This is a genomic window from Streptomyces sp. NPDC007917 (assembly GCF_042959105.1).
Classification (GTDB): domain Bacteria; phylum Actinomycetota; class Actinomycetes; order Streptomycetales; family Streptomycetaceae; genus Streptomyces.
In genome coordinates this window covers 1-22,832 of the sequence record NZ_JBIBKK010000022.1, presented here as the reverse complement: position 1 = coordinate 22,832, position 22,832 = coordinate 1, and the positions used below count along the sequence as shown (strand labels likewise).

The 22,832-nt window shown below is 70.7% G+C and carries 21 protein-coding genes and 2 tRNA genes; 6 read left to right on the top strand and 17 right to left on the bottom strand.

Going from position 1 to position 22,832, the window contains the following annotated elements:
* Positions 1 to 33: 33 nt before the first annotated feature.
* Genes ACFZDL_RS33530 through pgsA form a run of 3 tightly spaced genes read right to left on the bottom strand, consistent with a single transcriptional unit; the run spans position 34 to position 2,794 of the window.
* On the bottom strand, positions 34 to 1,194 hold the full coding sequence (locus ACFZDL_RS33530; protein WP_353591528.1) for a glycosyltransferase family 4 protein: 1,161 nt from the start codon (positions 1,192 to 1,194) through the stop codon (positions 34 to 36).
* Complete coding sequence (locus ACFZDL_RS33525; RefSeq protein ID WP_353591529.1) at positions 1,191 to 2,129, bottom strand: phosphatidylinositol mannoside acyltransferase; 939 nt, start codon at positions 2,127 to 2,129, stop codon at positions 1,191 to 1,193. The genes ACFZDL_RS33530 and ACFZDL_RS33525 overlap by 4 nt, the downstream gene beginning before the upstream one ends.
* Entirely contained in the window at positions 2,126 to 2,794 is a 669-nt protein-coding gene (pgsA, locus tag ACFZDL_RS33520; RefSeq protein WP_353591530.1) for a phosphatidylinositol phosphate synthase, read from the bottom strand. Before pgsA ends, ACFZDL_RS33525 begins: the two co-directional genes overlap by 4 nt.
* A gap of 180 nt (positions 2,795 to 2,974) precedes the next feature.
* On the opposite strand from pgsA, the gene ACFZDL_RS33515 reads away from it, so the two are divergent.
* Together ACFZDL_RS33515 and ACFZDL_RS33510 are read left to right on the top strand one after the other, a co-directional pair.
* Entirely contained in the window at positions 2,975 to 5,176 is a 2,202-nt protein-coding gene (locus tag ACFZDL_RS33515) for an elongation factor G-like protein EF-G2 (protein ID WP_353591531.1), read from the top strand.
* A gap of 182 nt (positions 5,177 to 5,358) precedes the next feature.
* The gene (locus ACFZDL_RS33510; protein WP_353591532.1) at positions 5,359 to 7,014 is read left to right on the top strand and encodes a hypothetical protein; all 1,656 of its coding nucleotides are present in this window, start codon (positions 5,359 to 5,361) and stop codon (positions 7,012 to 7,014) included.
* 85 nt (positions 7,015 to 7,099) lie between these two features.
* Here the strand turns inward: ACFZDL_RS33510 and ACFZDL_RS33505 are convergent, their stop codons facing one another.
* From ACFZDL_RS33505 to ACFZDL_RS33490, 4 genes are all read right to left on the bottom strand, one after another.
* A complete protein-coding gene (locus ACFZDL_RS33505) occupies positions 7,100 to 7,660 on the bottom strand; it encodes an HIT domain-containing protein (RefSeq protein WP_353591533.1) in 561 nt (186 codons plus the stop codon).
* A 90-nt stretch (positions 7,661 to 7,750) separates the two neighbouring features.
* Positions 7,751 to 9,730 (bottom strand): threonine--tRNA ligase, encoded by a 1,980-nt coding sequence (thrS, locus tag ACFZDL_RS33500; RefSeq protein WP_353591534.1) that lies wholly within the window; start codon positions 9,728 to 9,730, stop codon positions 7,751 to 7,753.
* A 120-nt stretch (positions 9,731 to 9,850) separates the two neighbouring features.
* Entirely contained in the window at positions 9,851 to 11,086 is a 1,236-nt protein-coding gene (locus tag ACFZDL_RS33495; RefSeq protein WP_353591535.1) for a hypothetical protein, read from the bottom strand.
* Positions 11,086 to 11,664, bottom strand: coding sequence for a DUF4365 domain-containing protein (locus ACFZDL_RS33490; RefSeq protein WP_353591536.1), 579 nt, complete (start codon positions 11,662 to 11,664; stop codon positions 11,086 to 11,088). Before ACFZDL_RS33490 ends, ACFZDL_RS33495 begins: the two co-directional genes overlap by 1 nt.
* Positions 11,665 to 11,825: 161 nt before the next feature.
* Between ACFZDL_RS33490 and ACFZDL_RS33485 the strand changes: the two genes are divergently transcribed.
* Both ACFZDL_RS33485 and ACFZDL_RS33480 read left to right on the top strand, forming a co-directional pair.
* Positions 11,826 to 12,551, top strand: a complete 726-nt coding sequence (locus tag ACFZDL_RS33485; RefSeq protein ID WP_353591537.1) for a 3'-5' exonuclease — start codon at positions 11,826 to 11,828, stop codon at positions 12,549 to 12,551.
* Between the two features lie 137 nt (positions 12,552 to 12,688).
* The gene (locus ACFZDL_RS33480; protein ID WP_353591538.1) at positions 12,689 to 12,865 is read left to right on the top strand and encodes a hypothetical protein; all 177 of its coding nucleotides are present in this window, start codon (positions 12,689 to 12,691) and stop codon (positions 12,863 to 12,865) included.
* A 56-nt stretch (positions 12,866 to 12,921) separates the two neighbouring features.
* Here the strand turns inward: ACFZDL_RS33480 and ACFZDL_RS33475 are convergent, their stop codons facing one another.
* The 10 genes from ACFZDL_RS33475 to ACFZDL_RS33430 all read right to left on the bottom strand — a co-directional run bounded on the left by ACFZDL_RS33475 (position 12,922) and on the right by ACFZDL_RS33430 (position 21,802).
* Positions 12,922 to 13,299 (bottom strand): VOC family protein, encoded by a 378-nt coding sequence (locus ACFZDL_RS33475; protein ID WP_353591539.1) that lies wholly within the window; start codon positions 13,297 to 13,299, stop codon positions 12,922 to 12,924.
* Between the two features lie 142 nt (positions 13,300 to 13,441).
* Positions 13,442 to 13,513 (bottom strand) — tRNA-Val (locus ACFZDL_RS33470).
* 66 nt (positions 13,514 to 13,579) lie between these two features.
* A complete protein-coding gene (locus ACFZDL_RS33465; RefSeq protein ID WP_353591540.1) occupies positions 13,580 to 14,047 on the bottom strand; it encodes an SRPBCC family protein in 468 nt (155 codons plus the stop codon).
* A 75-nt stretch (positions 14,048 to 14,122) separates the two neighbouring features.
* Positions 14,123 to 16,888 carry a Tat pathway signal sequence domain protein gene (locus tag ACFZDL_RS33460; protein WP_353591541.1) on the bottom strand — a complete coding sequence of 922 codons (2,766 nt, stop codon included), beginning with the start codon at positions 16,886 to 16,888 and terminating at the stop codon, positions 14,123 to 14,125.
* Positions 16,889 to 17,104: 216 nt separating this feature from the next.
* Complete coding sequence (locus ACFZDL_RS33455) at positions 17,105 to 17,764, bottom strand: hypothetical protein (protein WP_353591542.1); 660 nt, start codon at positions 17,762 to 17,764, stop codon at positions 17,105 to 17,107.
* 11 nt (positions 17,765 to 17,775) lie between these two features.
* Positions 17,776 to 18,618: a carbohydrate ABC transporter permease gene (locus ACFZDL_RS33450; RefSeq protein WP_353591670.1), complete on the bottom strand. Its 843-nt coding sequence runs from the start codon at positions 18,616 to 18,618 to the stop codon at positions 17,776 to 17,778.
* A 2-nt stretch (positions 18,619 to 18,620) separates the two neighbouring features.
* Positions 18,621 to 19,628 carry a sugar ABC transporter permease gene (locus tag ACFZDL_RS33445; RefSeq protein WP_353591543.1) on the bottom strand — a complete coding sequence of 336 codons (1,008 nt, stop codon included), beginning with the start codon at positions 19,626 to 19,628 and terminating at the stop codon, positions 18,621 to 18,623.
* Between the two features lie 11 nt (positions 19,629 to 19,639).
* Positions 19,640 to 20,923, bottom strand: a complete 1,284-nt coding sequence (locus tag ACFZDL_RS33440; protein ID WP_353591544.1) for a sugar ABC transporter substrate-binding protein — start codon at positions 20,921 to 20,923, stop codon at positions 19,640 to 19,642.
* Positions 20,924 to 21,157: 234 nt separating this feature from the next.
* Positions 21,158 to 21,229: transfer RNA gene (locus tag ACFZDL_RS33435), tRNA-Val, on the bottom strand.
* Positions 21,230 to 21,346: 117 nt separating this feature from the next.
* Positions 21,347 to 21,802, bottom strand: coding sequence for a TIGR02611 family protein (locus ACFZDL_RS33430; protein WP_353591545.1), 456 nt, complete (start codon positions 21,800 to 21,802; stop codon positions 21,347 to 21,349).
* Positions 21,803 to 21,992: 190 nt separating this feature from the next.
* On the opposite strand from ACFZDL_RS33430, the gene ACFZDL_RS33425 reads away from it, so the two are divergent.
* Positions 21,993 to 22,406: an SsgA family sporulation/cell division regulator gene (locus tag ACFZDL_RS33425; protein WP_003959770.1), complete on the top strand. Its 414-nt coding sequence runs from the start codon at positions 21,993 to 21,995 to the stop codon at positions 22,404 to 22,406.
* 132 nt (positions 22,407 to 22,538) lie between these two features.
* The coding region (locus ACFZDL_RS33420) for a c-type cytochrome (RefSeq protein WP_391193227.1) at positions 22,539 to 22,832 on the top strand (294 nt) is incomplete at its 3' end.

Here is a 22,832-nt window from a genome sequence, read left to right as displayed (position 1 = left end):
GCCCACCCGGCGGCGCCCGGCCTCGGGCGGACCCTAGTCCCGGGCGAGCCCCAGCCGGGCCCACAGCCCGCCGCGCTCATCGGCGGCCACCGACGCCGCCCCGTCCGCCACCGTCTCGTACACCGCCACGATGTCCGCCCCGACGGTGTCCCAGTCGAAGCGGCGCACATGCCTGCTTCCCCGCTCCCGCAGCTGTGCCCGCCGCTCCGGGTCGCCCAGCAGCCGGATCGCGGCCTCGGCCAGCGCGTCCGCGTCCTCATTGGCGAACAGCTGCCCCGCCGCTCCCCCGTCCAGCACCTGCGCGAACGCGTCCAGATCGCTGGCCAGCACGGGCGCGCCCGCCGACATGGCCTCGACGAGGATGATCCCGAAGCTCTCCCCGCCCGTGTTCGGCGCGACGTACACATCCACGCTGCGCAGCAGCCGCGCCTTGTCCTCGTCGCTCACCATGCCGAGGAACTCCACCCGGCCGCGCATCCGCTCGGGCAGCGTGGCCACGGCCTCCTTCTCGTCGCCGCGCCCGGCGACCAGCAGCCGCGTCCGGGGCCGGGCGGCGAGGATCTTCGGCAGGGCGCGCATCAGGACCGGCAGGCCCTTCCTGGGCTCGTCGATGCGGCCCATGAACCCGATCGTCTCCCCCTGCCACTCGCTCTTGGGCTCGGCGTCGGCGAAGAAGCGCACATCGACGCCGTTGGGGATGACGACCGCGTCCCCGCCCAGATGCTCGACCAGCGTCCGCCGCGCGTACTCGCTCACCGCGATCCGGGCGCTGATCTTCTCCAGCGCGGGCTGCAGGATCGGATACGCGGCGATCATCGCCCGGGAACGAGGGTTCGAGGTGTGAAAGGTGGCGACGATGGGCCCCTGGGCCGCCCAGCAGGCGAGCAGGCCGAGCGAGGGAGAGGCGGGCTCATGGATGTGGATCACGTCGAACGCGCCGTCGTGCAGCCAGCGCCGCACCCGCGCCGCCGAGAGGAAGCCGAAGTTGAGCCGCGCGACCGAGCCGTTGTACGGCACCGGCACGGCACGCCCGGCGGAGACCGCATACGGCGGCAGGGGCGTGTCGTCGTCCGCGGGCGCCAGCACCGACACCCCGTGCCCCAGCCGGATCAGATGCTCGGCCAGGTCACGGATGTGGAACTGGACGCCGCCGGGGACGTCCCACGAGTACGGGCAGACGATCCCGATCCTCAACGGTTCTCCGTTCCGGAGCTGTCGTCGGCGCCCTGAGCGCCACCGGGACGCGGTTCGAGATCCGCCAGCCACAGCCGCTGCAGCATGTGCCAGTCCTGCGGATGCTCGGCGATCCCGGAGGCGAACACGTCGGCGAGCTCCTGCGTCATGGCCGCGGCCTGCTCCGCGCCGGTGCCCATCGGGGGGACCTCGACGGGCGGGTGCACCCGTCCCCGCATGACCGGGGACGCGTCGTACCAGAGGGTGACCGGCAGCAACAGCGCACCCGTCCTTGCCGCCAGTATGGCGGGCCCGGCGGGCATCTTGGCCGACTCACCGAAGAACTTCACCTCGACGCCCGACGCCGACAGGTCCCGGTCAGCGACCAGGCACACGAGCCCGCCCTCCCGCAGCCGCCGCGCCAGCGTCCCGAAGGCGCTGCCGCCGGTGTGCGGAAGCACCTCCATGCCCAGGCCCTCCCGGTAGGCCACGAAGCGGTCGTACAGCGTTTCGGGCTTCAGCCGCTCCGCGACCGTGGTGAACGGCACGCCGAGCTCGGTGGTGACCCATGCCCCGGCCAGGTCCCAGTTGGCCATGTGCGGCAGCGCCAGCACCACCCCGCGGCCGCTCGCCAGACCGTCCAGCAGGTGGTGCAGTCCTTCGGGGTCGAAGCCGCCGCGGACGCGCTGCTCGCTCCAGGCCGGCAGCCGGAAGGACTCCATCCAGTAGCGCAGATACGAGCGCATCCCGGCCCGGGACAGCTCGGCCAGGCGCCGCGGGGAGGCGTCCGGGACGACACGGGCGAGATTGGACTCCAGGCGCAGCACCCCCTTGCCGCGCCGCTTCCACGCCACATCGGCGATCCGCTGCCCGAGCGCCACGGCGACCGGTTCGGGGAGCTTCTTGACCGTGCTCCAGCCGAGCCCGTACAGCGCGTCGGTCAGCTTCTCGCTCACCGCGTCTCGCCTCCCTGGACCACCGCCCGGTCCGCGGCGTCCGCCTCGGCGGCCTCACGGCGCACCGTCACCACGCGCTGGATCAAGGTCACCGCGCTGCCGACGGCCACGATCCACAGCGCGATCGGCAGCAGAATGTCGATATGCGGCACACCGAACTTGTGCAGTCCGGAGAAGCCGCAGGCCACCAGCGAGATCACCAGCCGCTCGGCGCGTTCGACGAGCCCGTTGACCTTGACCGGCAGGCCGATGCTCTCGCCCCTGGCCTTGGTGTACGAGACGACCTGGCCGCTGGCCAGACAGAAGATCGTCACCGCACACAGCACATTGTCGTCCCCGCGCCCGGCGTACCACAGCGCCAGACCGCCGAAGATCGCGCCGTCGGCGACCCGGTCGAGCGTGGAGTCGAGAAAGGCCCCCCAGCGGCTGGAGCGCCCCAGCTGCCGCGCCATATTGCCGTCGACCAGGTCCGAGAAGACGAACAGGGTGATGACGACCGTGCCCCAGAAGAACTCCCCCCGCGGATAGAAGACCAGGGCACCCGCGACCACACCGCCCGTCCCGGCGAGGGTCACCGCGTCGGGGCTGACCCCCAGGCGGATGAGCAGGGCGGCGAACGGGGTGAGAACACGCGTGAAGAATGCACGCGCGTACTTGTTCAGCATGACCTTCCCGGGGGTCGAAACGGGCCGGGTGGTCAACAGGCCACCGGCTGGCCCATCGTAGTCACGCCCCAGGGGGCCACCGCGCATGCGTCGGGCAACGCCCGGATGTGCGACGTATGGACGCACCATGACCTCGGTGGAAAGCTCGAAGTATCGCAGATGTCGACCTGGAGGCGAGACATGGGCGACAAAACGAGCACGCAATCAGGGGCCGCCGGCAGGGCGGCGACGGCCGACCGGCCCAACTCTGTGCGGAACGTGGTGCTGGTCGGCCACAGCGGTTCCGGCAAGACGACTCTGGTGGAGGCCCTGGCGCTGGCGACCGGCGCGATCAACCGGGCCGGCCGGGTCGAGGACGGCGGATGCCTGTCCGACTACGACGAGATCGAGCACCGGCAGCAGCGCTCGGTCCAGCTGTCCCTCGTCCCCGTCGAATGGGACGGGGTGAAGATCAACCTTCTGGATACCCCGGGGTACGCCGACTTCGTCGGGGAGCTGAGGGCCGGTCTGCGGGCAGCGGACGCGGCCCTCTTCATCGTCTCGGCGTCCCAGGACGCCCTGGGCATCGCGGGCGCGACCCGCATGGTGTGGGACGAGTGCGCGGCGGTCGGGATGCCGCGCGCCCTGGTCATCACGCACCTGGAGGCGGCGCGCGCGTCCTTCGAGGAGATGACCGAGCTGTGCCGGCAGACGTTCGGCGGCGATGACCCCGACGCGGTGCTGCCGCTGTATCTGCCGCTGCGCGGCGCTCCCGGGCCAGATGGGCACGCCCCGGTCACGGGGCTGATCGATCTGCTCTCGCAGCAGGTCTACGACTACGCCTCGGGCGTACGGACCGAGGCGGCGCCGACCCCCGACCAGCTGCCGCTGATCGAGGAGGCCCGCAACCGGCTCATCGAGGGGATCATCTCCGAGAGCGAGGACGAGACCCTCATGGACCGCTATCTCGGCGGTGAGGAGATCGACGTCAAGACCCTCATCGGGGACCTGGAGAAGGCCGTGGCGCGCGGCTCCTTCCACCCCGTGCTGGCCGCCGCGCCCGCCGCCGAGGGATCGAAGCAGGGTCTGGGCACCACCGAGCTGCTCGAGCTGATCACGGGCGGCTTCCCGACCCCCCTGGAGCGGGAGGCTCCCGTCGTCACCACCCCGGAGGGCAAACCCTGCCCGCGGCTGATCTGCGACCCCGAGGGCCCGCTGGCCGCCGAGGTCGTCAAGACCTCCTCGGACCCGTATGTCGGCCGGATCTCCCTGGTGCGGGTCTTCTCCGGGACGCTGCGCCCGGACGAGACCGTCCATGTGTCCGGGCACGGCCTGGAGGACCGCGGCCATGAGGACCACGACGTGGACGAGCGGGTCGGCGCCCTCTCCGCACCCTTCGGCAAGGCACAGCGCATGCTCAGCCAGGCCATCGCGGGCGATCTGGCCTGCGTCGCCAAGCTGAACCGCGCGGAGACCGGCGACACCCTCTCGGCCAAGGACCAGCCGCTGCTGATGGAGCCCTGGGAGATGCCCGACCCGCTGCTGCCCGTCGCGATCCGGGCCCACAGCAAGGCCGACGAGGACAAGCTCTCCCAGGGCCTCGGGCGGCTGGTCGCCGAGGACCCGACGATGCGCCTGGAGCAGAACCAGGACACCCACCAGGTGGTGCTGTGGTGTCTGGGCGAGGCCCACATGGACGTCGCGCTGGAGCGGCTGCGCTCCCGGTACGGCGTACAGGTGGACGCCGTGCCGTACAAGGTGTCGCTGCGCGAGACGTTCGGGGCCCGGTCCGCCGGGCGCGGGCGCCACGTCAAGCAGTCGGGCGGGCACGGACAGTACGCGATCTGCGAGATCGAGGTGGAGCCGCTGCCCGAGGGCTCCGGCATCGAGTTCGTGGACAAGGTCGTCGGCGGGGCGGTGCCCCGGCAGTTCATCCCGTCCGTCGAAAAGGGCGTGCGCGCGCAGGCGGCGCGGGGGGTGGCCGCGGGCTATCCCCTGGTCGATGTGCGGGTGACCCTGCTGGACGGCAAGGCGCATTCGGTGGACTCCTCGGACGCCGCCTTCCAGACGGCGGGCGCGCTCGCGCTGCGCGAGGCCGCCGCCGACACCCGGATCCATCTGCTGGAGCCGGTGGTGGAGGTGTCGGTGCTGGTGTCCGACGAGTACGTCGGCGCGGTGATGAGCGATCTGTCGGGGCGGCGCGGCCGGGTCGTGGGCACCGAGCAGTCGGGCGGCGGCCAGACGCTGATCCGGGCCGAGGTCCCGGAGATCGAGATCGGCCGCTACGCGGTCGACCTGCGGTCGCTGTCGCACGGCACCGGACGGTTCAGCCGCTCCTACGCCCGGCACGAGCCGATGCCCGCACAGGTCGCCGACCGGGTCCGGGAACAGGCCGAAGGCTGAGGCACCTTCGCCGAACGCCCGCCCCAACTCGCTTGGGGCGGGCGGCTGTCCACAGGCCCGGTCGGTTTGTCGGGTCGGATGGGGCGGTTGTCCACAGGCAGGCGACGCACTGGCGACAGGGACCGCACACCCCCGATACGCTGAGGTCGCAGCTCAAGCAGCATGCGGTATTGGGGGCGTTGGTGACGGCGGACGTATTCGACTTCAGCCCGGGGGCGCAGGTTCCGCTCTCCGGTGCGGCAGGCCAGACCGCGGCGACGCAGGCGCTCGCCTCGGCCGCCTACCGCGACAGCGAGGTGGCCAAGCTTCTCGAGGCCAACTCGGAGTGGACGGTCTCCGAGGTCAAGCCACCGAAGATCTCTCTGTTCGAGCCCAACCTGGGCGAGGCGTTCTCGCGCGCCGTGCAGCTGCGGATGCTCGGCAGCGGCCGCAAGCAGGTGATCCAGTCCTTCGGCATGGAGCCGCAGACGGTGGTCGAGCACTGCCTGGCGGCCAACCGCATCCGCAAGACCCGGGACGCCCGGCTCACCGCCGTCATGGTGATCTTCGGGCTGCTCTTCCTCCCCGGGGTGCTGCTGTGGCTCGGCGCCTTCCAGCTGCGGCGCACCATCGCCGGGTCCAAGGACAAGCGGATGGGGGCGCTGGGCACCGTCTTCCTGGCCGCGCTGGCCGTGGTCGTCCTGATCTTCCTGATCAAGCTGCCCTTCGACGGATTCTGGGGCCTGTATCTGCGCGGCGTGGTCGTCGCCCCCGTCATCGGGTGGTACGTGGCCAAGCAGATCAGCGAGCGCACGGCGAAGAACCTGCGGGAGGCCTGGGACGGCCTGCTGTCGGGCGGCGCGATCGGCGCCAAGGTGCCGGAGACCGTGCCGAACCACCCCGGCCAGACCTCGGCCGAGGAGCTGCGCAAGGCACTGCACAAGCTCACCGCCGAGCAGCACAGCAACGTCGTCTTCTACGCAGGGCCCAAGGGGATACTCGGCATGGGCACGCGCTGGGGCAGCTGGCAGCTCGCCGAGGAGCTGGTGTCGGCCGATCCGGACAAGGAGATCGACCCGTTCCGCAGCTGGGACGTGATACGCGCGATCCACGACCAGTTGCGGCTACTGGAGCGCACCCCGCTGCACACCGGTGGCTTCCCCACCCCCTCCGTGCGCCACTGGGTGGTCTCGGCGATCGGCGAGAAGGCCGGGGCGGTGGAGCGCGGCGGCACCTCCGAGGAGGAGGGCTTCCAGATAAAGGGCGTCGAACTCCAGCGGATCTGCGACGAGCAGCAGTTCGGCGCCAATGACCGGCACTATCTGGGCGTGCAGTTCGTCCTCTGGGACGGCCAGTTGGTGATCACCCTGCTGATCACGGTGACCCTGCTGCACAAGACCATGCGAATCGAGGTCACCGGCCATGCGCTGGGCCCGGTGAACCCCCTGTTCACCACCAAGCCGTCCGCGCCCTCCAAGACGGTCAGCAAGACCTTCAGGTTCTGGGAGACCAAGTCCGTCCCGCTGCCGCTGGTGGACGCGAAGGAGGTGGTGCGGCAGGCCGTCCGCGCCCCCTTCACCTGGTATCCGCCGCTGCTGGACTACCTGGGCGGCAAGCTGGTCCTGCCCGAGCCGTTCGGCCTGCGCCACGCCTGGGCCGACAAGCCCTGGCGGCACCGCTTCATGGCGGATGACGCGCTGCGCGCCGCCACCCCCGTGCTGCGGGTGGTCCACGAAGCGGCGATCGGCGTGCTCAAGCACCACGGCGTGGACACCGAGCGCTTCGGCAGCCGTTCCCTGGCCCTCAGCGGCCAGGTCCAGGACCCGGCCCCGAAGAAGGCCGACCTCTACGACGCGTAAGCCTGTACGCCGCGTGAGCGGTGACGGCCCCGGGTCCCGGCAGCGCTGCCGGGGCCCGGGGCCGCCGCCGTGGCAGACCCGGAGATCACGCCCCGGGCCAGGCGTCGGCGAGCATCCGGCGGGTGTCGGCCAGCAGTTGGGGCAGCACCTTGGTGTGGCCGACCACGGGCATGAAGTTGGTGTCCCCGCCCCAGCGCGGCACGACATGCTGGTGGAGATGGGCGGCGATTCCGGCGCCCGCGACTGCCCCTTGGTTCATGCCGATGTTGAAACCGTGCGCGCCCGAGGCGGTACGCAGCGCGACCATGGCGGCCTTGGTGAACTCCGCGAGCTCGACGGTCTCGTCGGCGTCCAGCTCGGTGTAGTCCGCGACATGCCGGAAGGGGACGACCATGAGGTGTCCGCCGTTGTACGGGTACAGGTTCAGCACGGCGTAGACATGCCGGCCCCGAGCGAGGATCAGTCCGTCCTCATCGGACTTCTCCGGAATGGAGCAGAAGGGGCAGCCGTCCCCGGCGCCCGGCCCGGTGGGCTTGTTCTCGCCTTGGATGTACGCCATCCGGTGGGGTGTCCACAGGCGCTGGAACGCGTCGGGCGTTCCCACTCCGATCTGCTGCTCCGGCTCACTCGTCATGCGGGCCAGCATATTCGTCCACGGGCGGTGAGGATGCGGAGAGGGGCGACCCCGCCCGGGGCCGCCCCTCGACTGCACACCCCCGCGTCAGCGGGGGCCGCCTCACACCTGGACCCGGCGCTCCACCGCGTCAAGGATCTCCGCGATCGCCTGGTCACGCGGAATGCCGTTCTTCTGCGAGCCGTCCCGGTAGCGGAAGCTGACCGCCCCGGCCGCCATGTCGTCGTCACCAGCGATGATCATGAACGGCACCTTGGCCTTCTGCGCGTTCCTGATCTTCTTCTGCATCCGGTCCGAGGACGAGTCGACCTCGACCCGCAGCCCCTTCGCCTTGGCCTGGGCCGCGAACTCCTCCAGGTACGGCACATGGCTGTCGCCGATCGGGATGCCCACCGCCTGGACCGGGGCGAGCCAGACCGGGAAGGCGCCCGCGTAGTGCTCGAGCAGCACCGCGAAGAAGCGCTCGATGGATCCGAACAGGGCCCGGTGGAGCATGATCGGCTGCTGCCGCGAGCCGTCCGCCGCCGTGTACTCCAGCTCGAACCGGGCGGGCTGGTTGAAGTCGACCTGGATGGTCGACATCTGCCAGGTCCGGCCGATGGCGTCCTTCGCCTGGACCGAGATCTTGGGCCCGTAGTAGGCCGCGCCGCCCGGGTCCATGACCAGCTCCAGGCCCTGCTTCTCGGCAGCCTGCCGCAGCAGGTCGGTGGCCTCGGCCCACTGCTCGTCCGACCCGATGAACTTGTCGCTGTCGTCCCGGGTGGACAGCTCCAGGTAGAAGTCGCTCAGACCGTAGTCGCGGAGCAGGTCGAGCACGAAGGTGAGCAGGGAGTCCAGCTCGTCGGGCGCCTGCTCCCTGGTGCAGTAGATGTGCGAGTCGTCCTGGGTGAAGCCGCGGGCCCGGGTGAGGCCGTGGACGACGCCCGACTTCTCGTAGCGGTAGACCGTGCCGAACTCGAACAGCCGCAGCGGCAGCTCTCGGTAGGACCGCCCGCGCGCCCTGAAGATCAGGTTGTGCATCGGGCAGTTCATGGCCTTGAGGTAGTAGTCCTGCCCCTCGAACTCCATGGGGGGGAACATGCCCTCCATGTAGTGCGGCAGGTGCCCCGAGGTCTCGAACAGCTTGGCCTTGGTGATGTGCGGGGTGTTGACGAACTCGTAGCCGGCCTCTTCGTGCCGCTTGCGCGAGTACGCCTCCATCTCCCGGCGGATGATCCCGCCCTTGGGGTGGAACACCGCCAGGCCCGAGCCCAGCTCGTCGGGGAAGGAGAACAGGTCCAGTTCGGAGCCCAGCTTGCGGTGGTCGCGCTTCTCGGCCTCCACCAGGAAGTCCAGATACGCCTTGAGCTCGTCCTTGGTCGGCCAGGCGGTGCCGTAGATCCGCTGCAGCTGCGGGTTCTTCTCGCTGCCCCGCCAGTACGCGGCGGCGCTGCGCATCAGCTTGAACGCCGGGATGTTCCGGGTGGTCGGCAGGTGCGGCCCCCGGCACAGGTCCTTCCAGCACAGCTCGCCGCTCTTCGCGTCGAGGTTGTCGTAGATGGTCAGCTCACCGGCGCCGACCTCGGCGGACGCGCCCTCGGCGGCATCCGCGGCCGACCCCTTGAGCCCGATCAGCTCCAGCTTGTACGGCTCGGCCGCCAGCTCCTCGCGGGCGGCCTCGTCGGTGACGGGACGGCGGGAGAACCGCTGGCCCCGCTTGATGATCTCCTGCATCTTCTTCTCGATGCGCTTGAGATCGTCCGGGTGGAACGGGGTCTCGACGTCGAAGTCGTAGTAGAAGCCGTCCTTGATCGGCGGGCCGATGCCGAGCTTGGCCTCCGGGAAGAGCTCCTGCACCGCCTGCGCCATGACATGCGCGGTGGAGTGGCGCAGGATGTCCAGACCGTCCTGGCTGGTGATCCCGACCGGCTCGACCTCGTCGCCCTCGGCCAGCTCGTACGCCAGGTCCTTCAGCTGCCCGGCGACGCGCGCGGCCACGATCGAGCGGTCGCCGTCGAACAGGTCCGCCGCCGTAGTGCCCGTGGTCACCACGCGCTCTTCCCGCTCGGAATCGCGTTGGATGCTCACACGGACGTCTGACACCGGTCTCTCCTGACTGATGGATCACTCGGGGCAGCGATTGCTGCGCAGCGTGAATCGTACCGAGCCGGAGGGCCGGACCGCGAAACGGTTACGGGCAGCGATCGCCACCCCGGCTCGCGGTCAGGGCTCGGGGCAGCCGTCGCCGTGCTCCTCCTCGGGCCCGCCGCAGGCCTCCTCGAAGAAGGCCGCGACGCCCAGGTTCTCGTGCAGCGACTTCAGCAGCCGGTCCCGCTCGGCCTCGTCGACCTGCACCGGGGTGACGTCCCTGGCGCCGGTGATCCGCCGGAACCCACCCCGGCTCTCCAGCCTGCCGCTCACCCGGATGGGCAGCCCCACCAGATGCGCGTGTCCGGCGATCCGGTAGTCGTCCTCCTCCAGCGCGACCCGCACCTGCGCGACCTCGGCGCCGGCGAGCACCCGCAGCCGGACCGACCCGGGGCCGCCCGGTCCGGTGCGGCGCAGCCGCACCACCGCGCCGGTGACCCGCACCGGCACCGACGGCTCGGCCTGCTCGTAGCGGGCGCCGGCCTCCCGCAGGGCCGGCAGATCGCCGGGGCTGAACTCCACCGGCTCCGGCCGGACCGCCGAGCCGTGCGGCGGGCCGGCCCCGGGCGACCACTCCAGCGCCACCCGGGCCCCCTCCGTCCCCTCGACGAGGGCGACGACGGCCTCGGTCAGCTCACGGCTCACACCCGCCTCCACGGCGGCGTCGAAGGCCTCCATTCCGCCGGTGGCCCGCTGGTAGTCCACCGCGTCACGGAGCGCGTACAGCGCGCGCAGCAGCGTCCCGGTGACGGCCCGCCCGTGCTCCACCGGCACGAAGACGGTCAGCTCGCGCCCGCCGGGGCCGGCCGGCCCGATCAGGACGTGCTCCAGCCACGCCTCGGCCTCACGGCGGTGCCGCTCCCCGTAGTAGCCCGCCCGCCCCCGGGCGGCGAGCGCACCGGCCAGCAGGGTGGCGCGGGCGGCGGCGCGCAGCCGCTCCTGCGCGGTCCAGTCGGGGGCGCCGGTGCGGGGCTCGGGCACCTCGCGCCGCCAGCGGATCTCGTCGCTGGGCACCGCCAGTCCGATCAGCACCTCGCGGGCGGACGGCGCGGCGCTGCGGGCCAGCGCGGTCACCGCCTCGCCGAGGAGATCGCCGCTGTCGGGGAACTCCCGGCTCTCGGGCACCAGCAGGCTGGTGCCGCCGGTCAGGTCGCCGGGCGGCGTCCAGCGCGCGTACCGCCCCACCGCTCCCCCGCGCCGCCGCCAGCCGTGCCGGGCCAGCAGGGCGCCGAGCACGGCCGGGTCCACCTCGTCCGGCGACGGAGCGGGCACGGCGGGCGCGGGCTCCTCGGTCGGGCGGTACCGGTCCATCAGGGTCTCCCTCCCGCCCCGACCCGGGTCATGATCTCGCAGAGCGCGCGGTCGTCGAAGACCCGCGAGGTCGGAATCCGCACGGTGGTCCGGCGGCTGCCCGTGACGGGGTGGCCGGCCAGGTTGGTCCAGTAGCAGCAGTGGCGCAGCGCCAGGCGGTCGTGGCCGGCGCGCACCCAGTCGTCCCGGGCGCGCGGCACGATCATCACGACGAGGATCTTGTGGACCGAGACCGGGCTGCGGGCCAGCTTGATCAGGTGGTCGTTGTCGAGGGTGAAGGAGAAGGTCGGCCCGGGCGGGCGGGGGGCGATCTGGTACGTGGCCTTGAGCTGCACCTTGATCGTCACTTCGTCGTCGACGGTGTGCCCGCGCGCGCTGTGGCTGACGTGCCAGTCGATGCCGTGGTCGGGGAAGGGCTGCGCCAAGGAGCAGCCGGCGGCCGCCGCGACCGCGTGCAGATAGCCGACCTGCAGGGTCTCCATGCAGGCGGTGGTGGCGAGGGAGCCTCGCGGCGGTGCGATCCGCCCGGACAGCAGACCGCTCGCCGGCGTGGCCGGGTCGGGCTGCGCGAGCGCCATGTCGTCGAGCGCCTTCCGGTATTGCCGGGTTGGTACACATGTGTTGTCTCCGCGTCAGGTCCTCGGCAAACGGCGGCGGTTCGGTCCACTCTCGACGGGTATCACCAGGTGGGGCGGGGTCGTAGAAGCCATTTGGTGAGCGAGCACGAGGAGTTGAGGCCATGCCGTCCTGGTTCGAGGGGCCTCTCGCCGCATTCGACACGGAGACCACGGGAATCGACGTGGAGCAGGACCGGATCGTCTCGGCCGCGCTGGTGGTGCAGCGCGGCGCCGGGAGTCTGCCGGAGGTCAGGCGCTGGCTGGTGAGCCCGGGGATACCGGTGCCGGAGGCGGCGAGCGCGATACACGGGTTGACCGACGCGCATCTGCAGCGGCACGGCAGGTGGCCGGCCCCGGTGGTGGACGAGGTGGCGCGGGCGCTGGCCGAGCAGGCCTCGCGGGGCACTCCGGTGGTGGTGATGAACGCGCCGTTCGATCTGACCCTGCTGGACCGGGAGTTGAAGCGTCACCGCAATGCGAGCCTGGCCACGTATGTCTCCCTGCGCTCGCTGGCCGTCCTGGACCCCCGGGTGCTGGACAAACACCTCGACCGGTATCGCAAGGGCCGCCGCACGCTCACCGATCTGTGTGCCCATTACGGCGTGGAGTTGACGGGCGCGCATGACGCGGCGGCGGACGCCACGGCCGCCCTGGAAGTGGTGCGGGCGGTGGGCCGCCGCTTCACCTCCCGGCTGGGCACGATGACGCCCGCGGAGCTGCACGACCGGCAGACGGTGTGGTACGCGGCGCAGGCCCGCGGTCTGCAGGCGTGGTTCGCGCTCAACGGCTCGCAGGAGGTCTGCGACCCGGCCTGGCCGCTGCGCCCGGAGCTGCCCGCCGCGGCGTAGGAGCGGCCGCGAGGCGCCGTCCGTCGCGCCTGCCGCGGCCCGGTGTTTGGCCGCCGGCCGCCGGGATACCCGCCCGCGGCGTCGGCACCTCCCCGGGGTCAGGTCCGGCCCCCGCCGGCGCGGAAGGAGGAGGCAGCATGGGTGAGCATCACCACCAGGCCGAAACGGCGGCCGAGGAGCTGACAGAAGAGGCCGAGGAGGCGCAGACGGCGACCGGGGACGACGGCGGGGAGCAGTCGGCCGGTGGCAAGGGTGGCGACCCGATCACCCCGAACGTCGAGGCGAACGAGGACGCCATCGAGCGGTCGCGGTGACCCCGCTCGCGCCGCGGCGAGCGCCGTGGCGAGCGGCGCCGTCACGCCCCACACCGTCAGGAACAGCGGAGCGAGAAGGGGTGGCCCGCCGGGTCGGAGTAGAGGCGGACGTCGTGCGGGCCGCCGTTGTCCTTGGTGTCCAGCGGCCGCGCCCCCAGGTCGATCACCTGCCGCTCGGCGGCGTCCATGTCGCCCTGGGCCACGAACAGTTCGAGGTGTGCCTGCTGGGAGTCGTCCGGGCGCGGCCAGGTAGGCGGCGCGTAGCCGTGGTCGCGGCAGAAGACCATCCGCGCCCCGCTCTCCGCGACGACCTCGACCCGGTCGGCGTTGGTCACCGTACGGATCTCCGCGCCGAGCACGGTCGCGTAGAACTCGGCGAGTTCCACGGGCTCGGCACAGTCCAGAGCCAGGACGGCTGCTTCCACGACGGCCATGGGTTCCCCTCCCGTTCAGGCGATCAGCGAGGCTTTCGGGTACCCGCCCTCGGGTGCGGCAAGCATGGGGTCTTCGATCCGGGCCCGGCCGCCCGGCACGCGTCGAGGCCGGGCCGCCTGCTGGCGGCCCGGCCTCGTGGGGTGGGCGATACTGGGTTCGAACCAGTGACCTCTTCGGTGTGAACGAAGCGCTCTCCCACTGAGCTAATCGCCCCGGGTGTCCCGCTGGGGTCCTCCCCGGTGGAACGACCTGAACAATACAGGTCGCGGTGGGTTCCGTTCAAACCGAATGCGCACCGGGCGGCCCCGCGGCCAGGTAGGCCCGCAGCCCTCGCCGCCCGCCCCGCATCATCAGCGCGTGGTTGAGGCGGAAGAGGGGGCGGCCGGGGAGCGCGAAGAGGCGCAGGAGCGGCTTGCGGGCCACCACCTCCTGCTCGAAGAGGGCGCGTGCGCCGGTGCCGCGCGCCGTCACGGTCCAGCGCACCCACCCCTCCAGATCCCCGGAGAGCACCAGCTCCAGCACCCCGGCCGCAGGGTCCCGGCGCGCCTCGCCGACCGTGACGACCAGGTCGTACGGGACCACGGAGCGGAAGCGGGCGGTACCGGTCCGCTCGCCGGTCCTGGCCGCCTCGCGGACCTGCGGCCACCACCGGGGGTAGTCGTCGCCCGCGGCGAGCAGCCGGTAGACGGCGGCGGGCGGGGCGTCGAGGTCCCAGCGGCTGTGGAAGCGGTAACGGCACCAGTCCATTCCTCCAGTCTGCGGCGGACCCGGCCCGGGAGCGGCCCATCTGCCCATCGGCCCGCCGGGCCGCTCCCGTCCGGCTCAGCCCGGCAGCCTGTCCCCGATCAGCGCGAGGTTCTGGATCGCGGCCAGCCCGTACTGGGCGGTGGAGTTGGTGGACACCCAGGCGGCCTCGACCCCGGGCTGCAGCACATCGGGCCCCTCCAGCTCGACCGTCCTCCAGTCGGTCGTGGCGTCGGGATAGCCGTCGCCCTCGGAGAACTTCTGCCATGCGCGCTTGATCAGCGCCTCGTCCTTCAGCTGCGCCCCCGCGTAGGCGTCGAGCCGCGAGTGGCCCTGGAAGAGCAGCAGCGAGCCGAAGTCCGTGCCGTAGCGGGCCTTCTGCTCGGCCTTGGTGGCGTTGAAGTAGCGGCAGTAGTCCAGCCACGCCTCCTTGAACGCGGGCAGGTCGATCAGGTCGATCAGCTCGGCGCACATCTCGACGAGGCCGAAGACCGCGGACAGGTGGGAGACGCTGACCTTCGCCTCGGTCTCGACGGCGTACTTGCCGGTGGACAGGTCATAGAGTCCGGAGCCCTGGACGAAGCCGTTGGGCTGGGCCGCGATGGTCTCCATCGTGCCGCGCAGCCTGGCCTCGGCCTTGTCGGCCTTGGGGCCGCGCCGCTCCCATTCGGTGAGCCACGCCCCGGCGAGCCCGCTCCAGTCGGTGCCGAAGCCGATGGACAGGGCGTGCGGGTCCGGCTCGTAGTCGGGGTCGGTGCGGACCTTGCGCAGCGGGTCGAGGACGAGGAAGGTCTCGTCGGAGTCGACGAGGGCGCTCATGATGTCGCCGACGCGCTCGTCGGCGGTGAGGTAGTAGTAGGGGCGCCGGTAGACGGCGGTGGAGATGCGCTGCTGCTTGGCGCTGTCCGCGAAGTGCTGTACGCCGTGCCGGGTGCCCAGGCCGGCCCATTTCCCGAGGTGATAGGCGTCCACTTCGCCCGTGTGGCGGGTCATGGCTTCCGCGAAGCGGAAGATGTCGGCACGGCCGGAGCGCAGATAGGCGTACCAGAGCCACAGATCGGGTGACAGCTCGGAGTTGTCCCAGGCGTATCCCCCGACGTCGTACCGCCACTGGTGCCGGTCCTCGTCGTAGGTGTGCATGATGTCGCCGTAGTCCCAGAAGCCGTACCAGCGGCGCTGCTCGACCTGGCCCTTGTGGTAGGTGAAGAGGAAGTCCAGATGGTCCTCGATCTTCGCCTTGGCGGCGGTCGAGCGGTCCACGGGCGCGAACAGGCCGCCGAAGACCTTGGCGCGGGCCAGATGGGCGGGGGCCGCGGCCAGTTGCGGCGGGGTGCGGACGGCGGCGGCCTGGGCGACCAGCGTCTTCGCGCTCGGCGTGGCTCCGTTGGCCCAGAACATCAGCTCGCTGGTGCGCGCGATGCCGTACGGGGTGCCGAACTCCGGCTCGTAGTCCTCGTAGGTGATGTTGAGGCCTTCGAGCTGTTCGGCGTAGGTGTCCTGGCCCATGCCGTCGTGGTAGAAGCGCAGATCCATCGGCTGGGCCTCGGGCGACCACAGCCACAGCGTGACCTCGGCCTCGTCACCCGCGGCGCCCCGGATGTCGAGCTGGGCGGGGAACTTCTCCCAGAAGTCGCGCAGTCCGAAGGACAGTCCGCCGCTGACGCCGCCCACATAGCCGAAGCCGCTCGCCCGGCGCCCGCCCCCCGCGGGAATCCAGCCGTGGCCCGGCTTGGTGCGCTTGCGCAGCGTGAATCCGTCGGCGGACAGCTGGGAGAGGGTGTAGTCGCCCCAGGTGGGGATGAGGTGCAGCCGGGTGGTCACCCGCTGGTCCCAGGTGGCGGGGTCGGGCAGCTTCTCGCCCTTGAACTGGGCCTTGCGGACGGCCGCGCCCGGGTCGCGGCGCAGCCCGGTGACGCCCTTGACCGCCTCGGTCACCAACCCCTTGCCCTCGCCCGCGATCCGGATGTGCCGGTCGTACGCCTCGTCGCGCATCGGCACGGAGAAGCGCACGCCCAGGCCGCGGATGAAGTCCCCTGACGCCTGACCGGCGGCCTGGTCCCCGTCGAAGGTGATGGTGTGGACCATGCGGAAGGAGTCGGCGCCCGCGTAGAAGTAGAGCCGGACGCTGAAGGGGAGCCAGCCGCGGCTGCCCTTGCGGTGTTTGCCGTCGATGCGGACGACCGCGCGGACGGGGCCCTTCTGCTCGACCTTGGCGCCGCTGATCTCGCCGTCGAACCGCTCCCAGGCCGCGCTGCCGTGGTCGCCGTCGTCGATGTCGCCCTGGCGGAGCAGGACGAGCCGGCCGTCGCGGGCGATCTCGGTGCCGCCCCGGGTGACGGACCGTACGAGCTTCCTGCCGTCCTTGCCGATCACGGCCTTGATCACCCCGGTGTCCACGGTGATCTTGCCGCCGCTCTCGGAGACGGTGACCCTCTCGGCGGGCGCGGCGGGTTCGCCGGCCGTCAGGCGGTACGCGGTGGCGCCGTCGAGCCCCTCCGCCGCCGCGTGGGCGGTCCACTTGAGCGAGCCGTCGGGCCAGTAGGCGGTGGCCCAGGTCTGCAGGGGCACGTCCTTGCCGTCGGCCGTGGCCAGCGCGAACGTCCGGTCCGCCGGCTGGGCGCCCTTGGGCCAGGGCACCCCGAAGGTGCTGCCCGCGGCCGCGCCCGGACCGCCGTCCTCCAGCCAGGTGATGTCCACGGGATCGTCCGCCGCCTTGTCGGCCGTGTCGGCCTTGCCGGCGGCCGCGGCCTGCTGGGCGTTGTCCGCGAGCAGCCAGGAGAAGGGGGTTGCGGCGCCGGCGACGGCGGCCGCCTTGAGCACATCGCGTCGGGGGATGGGAGACATGCGCAACCTTTCAACGGTGGTCAGGTGCGGTGCATGACGTGCATGGCTCAATGGGGTCCTGCTGCCAGGCGCGGGCGGACCACCGTCAGGCCCCGGCGCGCCGCGCCGCTCGACTTTTTCGTCTCCGGGGCGCTTCAGCCTCCCCCAGCCTTCGGCCGGGGGTGCCCCCTGTCGACGGTCGACCGTGCTCGGCTGCCCGCGCGGCGGAGCCGCATGTCAACTGCAGCCTCGCAGCCTGCGCGCGCTCTCCCTTTCGACAGCGGCGCGCCCCTTCGACTCCACCGCGACGGCGCAGGCCACGAGCGCGCCGACCGCGGGCGCGGCCAGCGGAAGCAGTTGCCAGGTCGCGACGGTGACCACCGCGAGCCCGCCGACGAGCAGCAGCGAACCGCCCAGCTCGGCGCCGAGGCCGCGGCGTACGGCGCCCTGGGCCACGGCGGACCAGCCGAGGCCGGGCCGCCATCGCGCGGCCGTACGCAGCCCGAGCACGATCACCGCGAGCGTCCCCGCCACGCTCACGGCGATCAGCGCGGGCCCGCCGGGCAGGGCCCCGGAGCGGGCCACGCGCAGATCGAAGGCGAGCAGCGCGAGGGCCGCCCACCACAGGAGGGAGAACCGCCAGCCGCTGCGCGTCGCCTCCCGCAGACCGGACAGGAAGTCCCGCACGGTGGACCGCTCGCCGTCCAGGTGGCGGCGCAGATGGGCGCACCCGGCCGCGAAGGCGGGCAGCAGGGTGACCGCGGGCAGGGCGGCGAGCACCACCCACACCCCGGTCAGCAGGGACTCGGCGAACACCGAGAAGAGGAACATCCGCCCCTCCCGCCCGGCCGTCCGCCGCCCGGTCCGTGACCGCGCGCTCGCCTCCCGTACGTCCATGGCGCCGCCCCTCAGCCCTTCAGCCCGGAGGTCGCCGCGCCCTCGACCAGATAGCGCTGGAAGGCGAGGAAGAACAGGAGCACCGGTGCCAGCGCCACCAGCGACATGGCGACCATGCCGCCGTAGTCCGCGACGCTGTCCTGGTCGATGAACATCTTCAGGGCGAGCGAGACCGTGTACTTGTCCTGGGTGTTCAGATAGAGCAGCGGTCCGATGAAGTCGTTCCAGGACCAGATGAAGCTGAAGATCGCGCTGGTGATCAGGGCGGGGCGGCACAGCGGCAGCACGATGTTCCAGTAGATGCGCAGATGGCCGCAGCCGTCGATGCGGGCCGCCTCGTCCAGCTCCCTGGGGAGGTTGCGCATGAACTGCATCAGCAGGAAGACGAAGAAGGCGTCCACGGCCAGGTATTTGCCGAGGAGCAGCGGTATGAACGTGTTGATCCAGTCCAGTTTCTGGAAGAGCACGTACTGCGGGATGATCAGCACCTGGAAGGGCAGCAGCAGCGTGGCGATCATGACCGAGAACAGCAGGTTGCGCCCCGCGAAGCGGATCCTGGCGAAGGCGTAGGCCGCCAGCGAGCAGGAGAACAGCACCCCGACCACCGAACCCACCGCGATGATCAGCGAGTTGTAGAAGAAGCTGGTGATCGGGATGTCGGCAATGCCCTCCGACAGCCGCCGGTAGTTGTCGGTGATGGGGTCGGTGGGCAGCAGCTGCAGACTGCCCACGATCTTGTCCCCGGGCTTGAACGAGGCCCCGATCACCCACACCACGGGGTAGAGGATCACGGCCAGCAGCGCGAGCGCGCCCACGTGCCAGCCCACGGACCGTACCCTGCGCCGGGCCACCATGCTCACCGGGCATCCTCCTCGTAGTGCACCCAGCCGCGCTGGGTCTTGAACAGCACCACCGTCACCAGTCCGATGCCGAGCATCAGCATCCACGCCATCGCGGAGGCGTAGCCCATGCGCATCTGGCGGAAGCCCTGCTCGTACAGGTACCAGGTGTAGACCAGCAGCGAGTCGGCGGGACCGCCCGCCCCGGAGCCCCCGGTGCCGCCGATGACCACCGCCGAGGTGAAGACCTGGAACGAGTGGATGATCTCCAGCAGCAGATTGAAGAAGAGCACCGGGGAGATCATCGGCAGGGTGATGGAACGGAACCGGCGCCAGCGGCCCGCGCCGTCCATCTCCGCGGCCTCGTACAGCTCGCGGGGCACCTGCTTCAGCCCGGCCAGGAAGATCACCATCGGGGCGCCGAACTGCCAGACGGTCAGCGTGATGAGCGTGGGCAGCATCCAGTCCGGGTCGCCGATCCAGCCGCCCACGTCCCAGCCGAAGAGACTCATCGACTTGTCGACGATCGCATCGTCCTGGAAGATCGACCGCCAGACGATGCCGATGCTGACGCTGGCGCCGATCAGGGACGGGGCGTAGAAGGCCGAACGGTAGAAGCCCTGCCCCTTGCGCGGCTTGACCAGCAGCAGCGCCACGCCGAGCGCGAACAGCAGCTTCAACGGGGTGCCGATGAGCACGTACTTCACCGTCACATCGACCGAGGTCCACCACCGGTCGTCCCGGAACATCTCCCGGAAGTTCTTCAGGCCCACCCACTTGGGAGAGTCGAAGAGGTTGTAGTCGGTGAACGCCAGATAGAGCGAGACGAGCATCGGGCCGAGGGTGAGCAGCAGGATCCCGATGCACCACGGCGTCAGGAAGAGATACCCGGCCAGCGTCTCCCGGCGCCCCCGCCGCCGCGCGAGGGCGGCGGCGGGGGGAGCGGAGTGCGGGTCCTCGGCCTTCCGCCGGGCGGATCCCTTCCCGCCGAGGTCGTCAGCCGCGGAGGTCTTGGTGGGGGTCACGGAAGATCTCCTCAGGAGCCGAGCGCGGTCTTCGCCTCGCTGAAGAACTGGTCGACGGCGTCGTCCACCGAGGTCTTGCCCTGCGAAACCTGGCCGTAGATGCGCAGGAACGCGGCCTCCGCGACATCCGCGCCGGCCGGGTGCGGAGTGATCGGCTCCAGCTTGTCGGTGACGCTCTCCTCGTACTGCGCGATCTTGGCGTTCACACCGGTGGGCTTGAACGCGTCGTACTGCGCGTTGGTGGGCAGCACCCCGCGGTTGTAGCCCATGATCTTGCCGACCTCGGGGTCATGGGTCATGAAGTCGATGAACTTCGCGACTTCCTTGGGGTGCTGGGTGCGCGCGGAGCCGCTGAGCATCAGCGAGGAGAGGTACTGACCCGTCTTCTTCCCGTCCAGGGTCGGGATCGGGCCGAGGTCGAGCTCGGTCTTGGTCTCGGCCCCGAAACGGACCAGGAAGTTGTCCCAGGTGAACTCGGCGGCGGCGAGGTCGGCGCTGATGGTGGCCTTGGGCTTGACCTGCTCGCTCTTCTTGGCCGGGACCAGCACCCCGTCCTTGTTCTTCCCGTACCAGTCGCCCCACCACTTCTTGAGGTCGTCCTCGGTGAACCCGAGCTTCTTGTCCTCGGTGAAGAAGGCCTTGCCCTCCTGGCGCAGATACAGGTCGTAGAGGTACATCACCCCGGCGTTGTCGCCGGCGCCGAAGAGGGATCCCTTGTCCTTCTGGCTGATCTTCTCGACGGCGGAGAAGTACTGGTCCCAGGTCCATCCGTCCTTGGGGGTCACCCCGACCTTCTTGAACTCGGCGGGGTTGTAGAACATGGCGAAGGTGTTGGCGCCGACCGGCACTCCGTAGAGCTTGCCGTCGACCTCACCGGCCTTCTCCAGGCCGGCCCGGAAGTCCTTCATACTGAGGTTTCCGGCCTTCACCTGCTGGTTGAGGTCGAGCAGGATGTTCTTCTCACCGTACTTGCGCAGGAACGCGACGGAATTCTGGAAGACGTCGGGCGGGTTTCCGCCCGCGGCCTGGGTATTGAACTTGCTCCAGAAGTCGGCGTACTCGGCGAAGTCCGTCTTCACCTCGATGTTCGGATACTTCTTCTCGAACAGCGCGACCGTCTTCTGGATCATCTCGGCGCGGTCCTTCGCTCCCCACCAGGCATAGCGGATGGTCACCTTGCCATCGCCCGAGCCTCCGCCGTTCCCACCGCATCCCGAGGCCAGCAGCCCCAGCCCGAGCAGACCCACCGCGGCCGCTCGCAGCCCTCTGCTCCCCCGCACCCATCGAGCACTCATGACACGCCCCTCCCGGGCAGGTCGTCCGACTGCCCAACGAGCCTTGACACAACGGTCCTTGAAACGTTTTAGGCAAGCGCTTGCTGGGCTAAGTTAGGGACGTAGTCGGCGGACGTCAACGGTTCGGACAGGATCAGTCGAAGCGCTTCACCGAAGCGTCTGGATCCGGCCGTCACTGCGCGTGACAACACCGAGGGCCCGGAGGCATCAGCCTCCGGGCCCTCGGTTCCAGGGTGGGCGATACTGGGTTCGAACCAGTGACCTCTTCGGTGTGAACGAAGCGCTCTCCCACTGAGCTAATCGCCCTGGCGCACGCCCAACATTAGCGCATGCCGTACCGTGCCCATGACCAGCGCACCGAGCCATGCACCGGCCGCGCTCACGGCTGGCCGCGCCCCGCTCGCGACCAGCCGGCCGCGCCCGTCACTCCTTGATCTTCCAGGGCATGACGAGCCCGAACTTCCACACATAGACCGCGACGGCCGCGGCGCAGATCACCACGGCGATCGTGGTCAGAATGAGATTCCGCTTGCGCACCCGGGGGTCCAGGGCGCGCTGCGCCGCCTCCGTGACCTTCCGCTTGGTCCAGCGCAGCACCAACTGCGCCCAGACGAACTCGGTGGCCCAGATCGCCATACCAGCGAAGATCACCAACCACCCAGGGCCGGGCAGCGGCAGCATGATGATGCCGATGACCACCACCGCGAGCCCGACCAGGAACACCCCGACCTGCCAGCTCAGATGGAGCGCCCGGGACCTCTTGATGAACTGCGGCGCCCGCGAGCCGAAGGCCGGCTCCTCGGACCCGCTCTCCCCCGCCGCGGCCCGGGGGGCCGCCGATTCGGCGACTTCCTGCCGCTCGTCACTCTCCGCGTTCATGTGACCCAACTTACCTGATCGAAAAGAGTCACCGAAATGGCGGTACCGACCGCTCGGAGACTCCGCTGCTAGAGCTACTAGAAGGACCACAAAACGGGCAGAGGGGTTTACAACGGCACCGTAGGTGGCATGTCGATTTCGCCGACGTGCGAACCCCCGAGCGCACACTGAGCGAAAGGCCCTGGCGCTTATGAACACCACGGTCAGCTGCGAGCTGCACCTGCGCCTCGTTGTGTCGAGCGAGTCCTCACTGCCTGTACCCGCGGGCCTGCGGTACGACACGGCCGATCCCTACGCCGTGCACGCCACCTTCCACACCGGAGCCGAAGAGACGGTCGAATGGGTCTTCGCCCGCGACCTGCTCGCCGAGGGCCTGCACCGGCCCACAGGCACCGGCGATGTCCGCGTGTGGCCGTCCCGCAGCCATGGGCAGGGAGTCGTCTGCATCGCCCTGAGCTCCCCGGAGGGTGAGGCTCTACTCGAAGCCCCGGCGCGGGCCCTGGAGTCGTTCCTGAAGCGAACCGACGCCGCGGTGCCACCCGGCACCGAACACCGTCATTTCGACCTCGACACAGAACTCTCCCACATCCTGGCGGAGAGCTGAGCCCCGGCGAGCGCTGATCGCGGCCGTCCGACTCGGGGAGACGGCGCGAGCCCGGCCGCGGCATGAAGGCAGCGACATCAACGGCATCAACGGCATCAACGGCATCTCGACAACGGCATATGGCAGGCGGCGGTGGCCGCGGCGGCGGCCAAGGCCGCCTCGCAGGTCGCCTACGGCGGCACCAAGGACGGCAAGGTGATCTTCGACAGCCTCTGCGCGGGCTGCCACAAGTCCGGCGCCGGCGGCGCCCCGACCCTGGACGCCTCGCACTGGGCGGCGCGCCTGCCCAAGGGCAAGGACACCCTGCACAAGCACGCCATCGAGGGCTTCACCGGCACCTCCGGCGTGATGCCGGCCAAGGGCGGCAACCCGGCCCTGACCAACGAACAGGTCAGCGCGACGGTCGACTGGATGCTCGACAACATC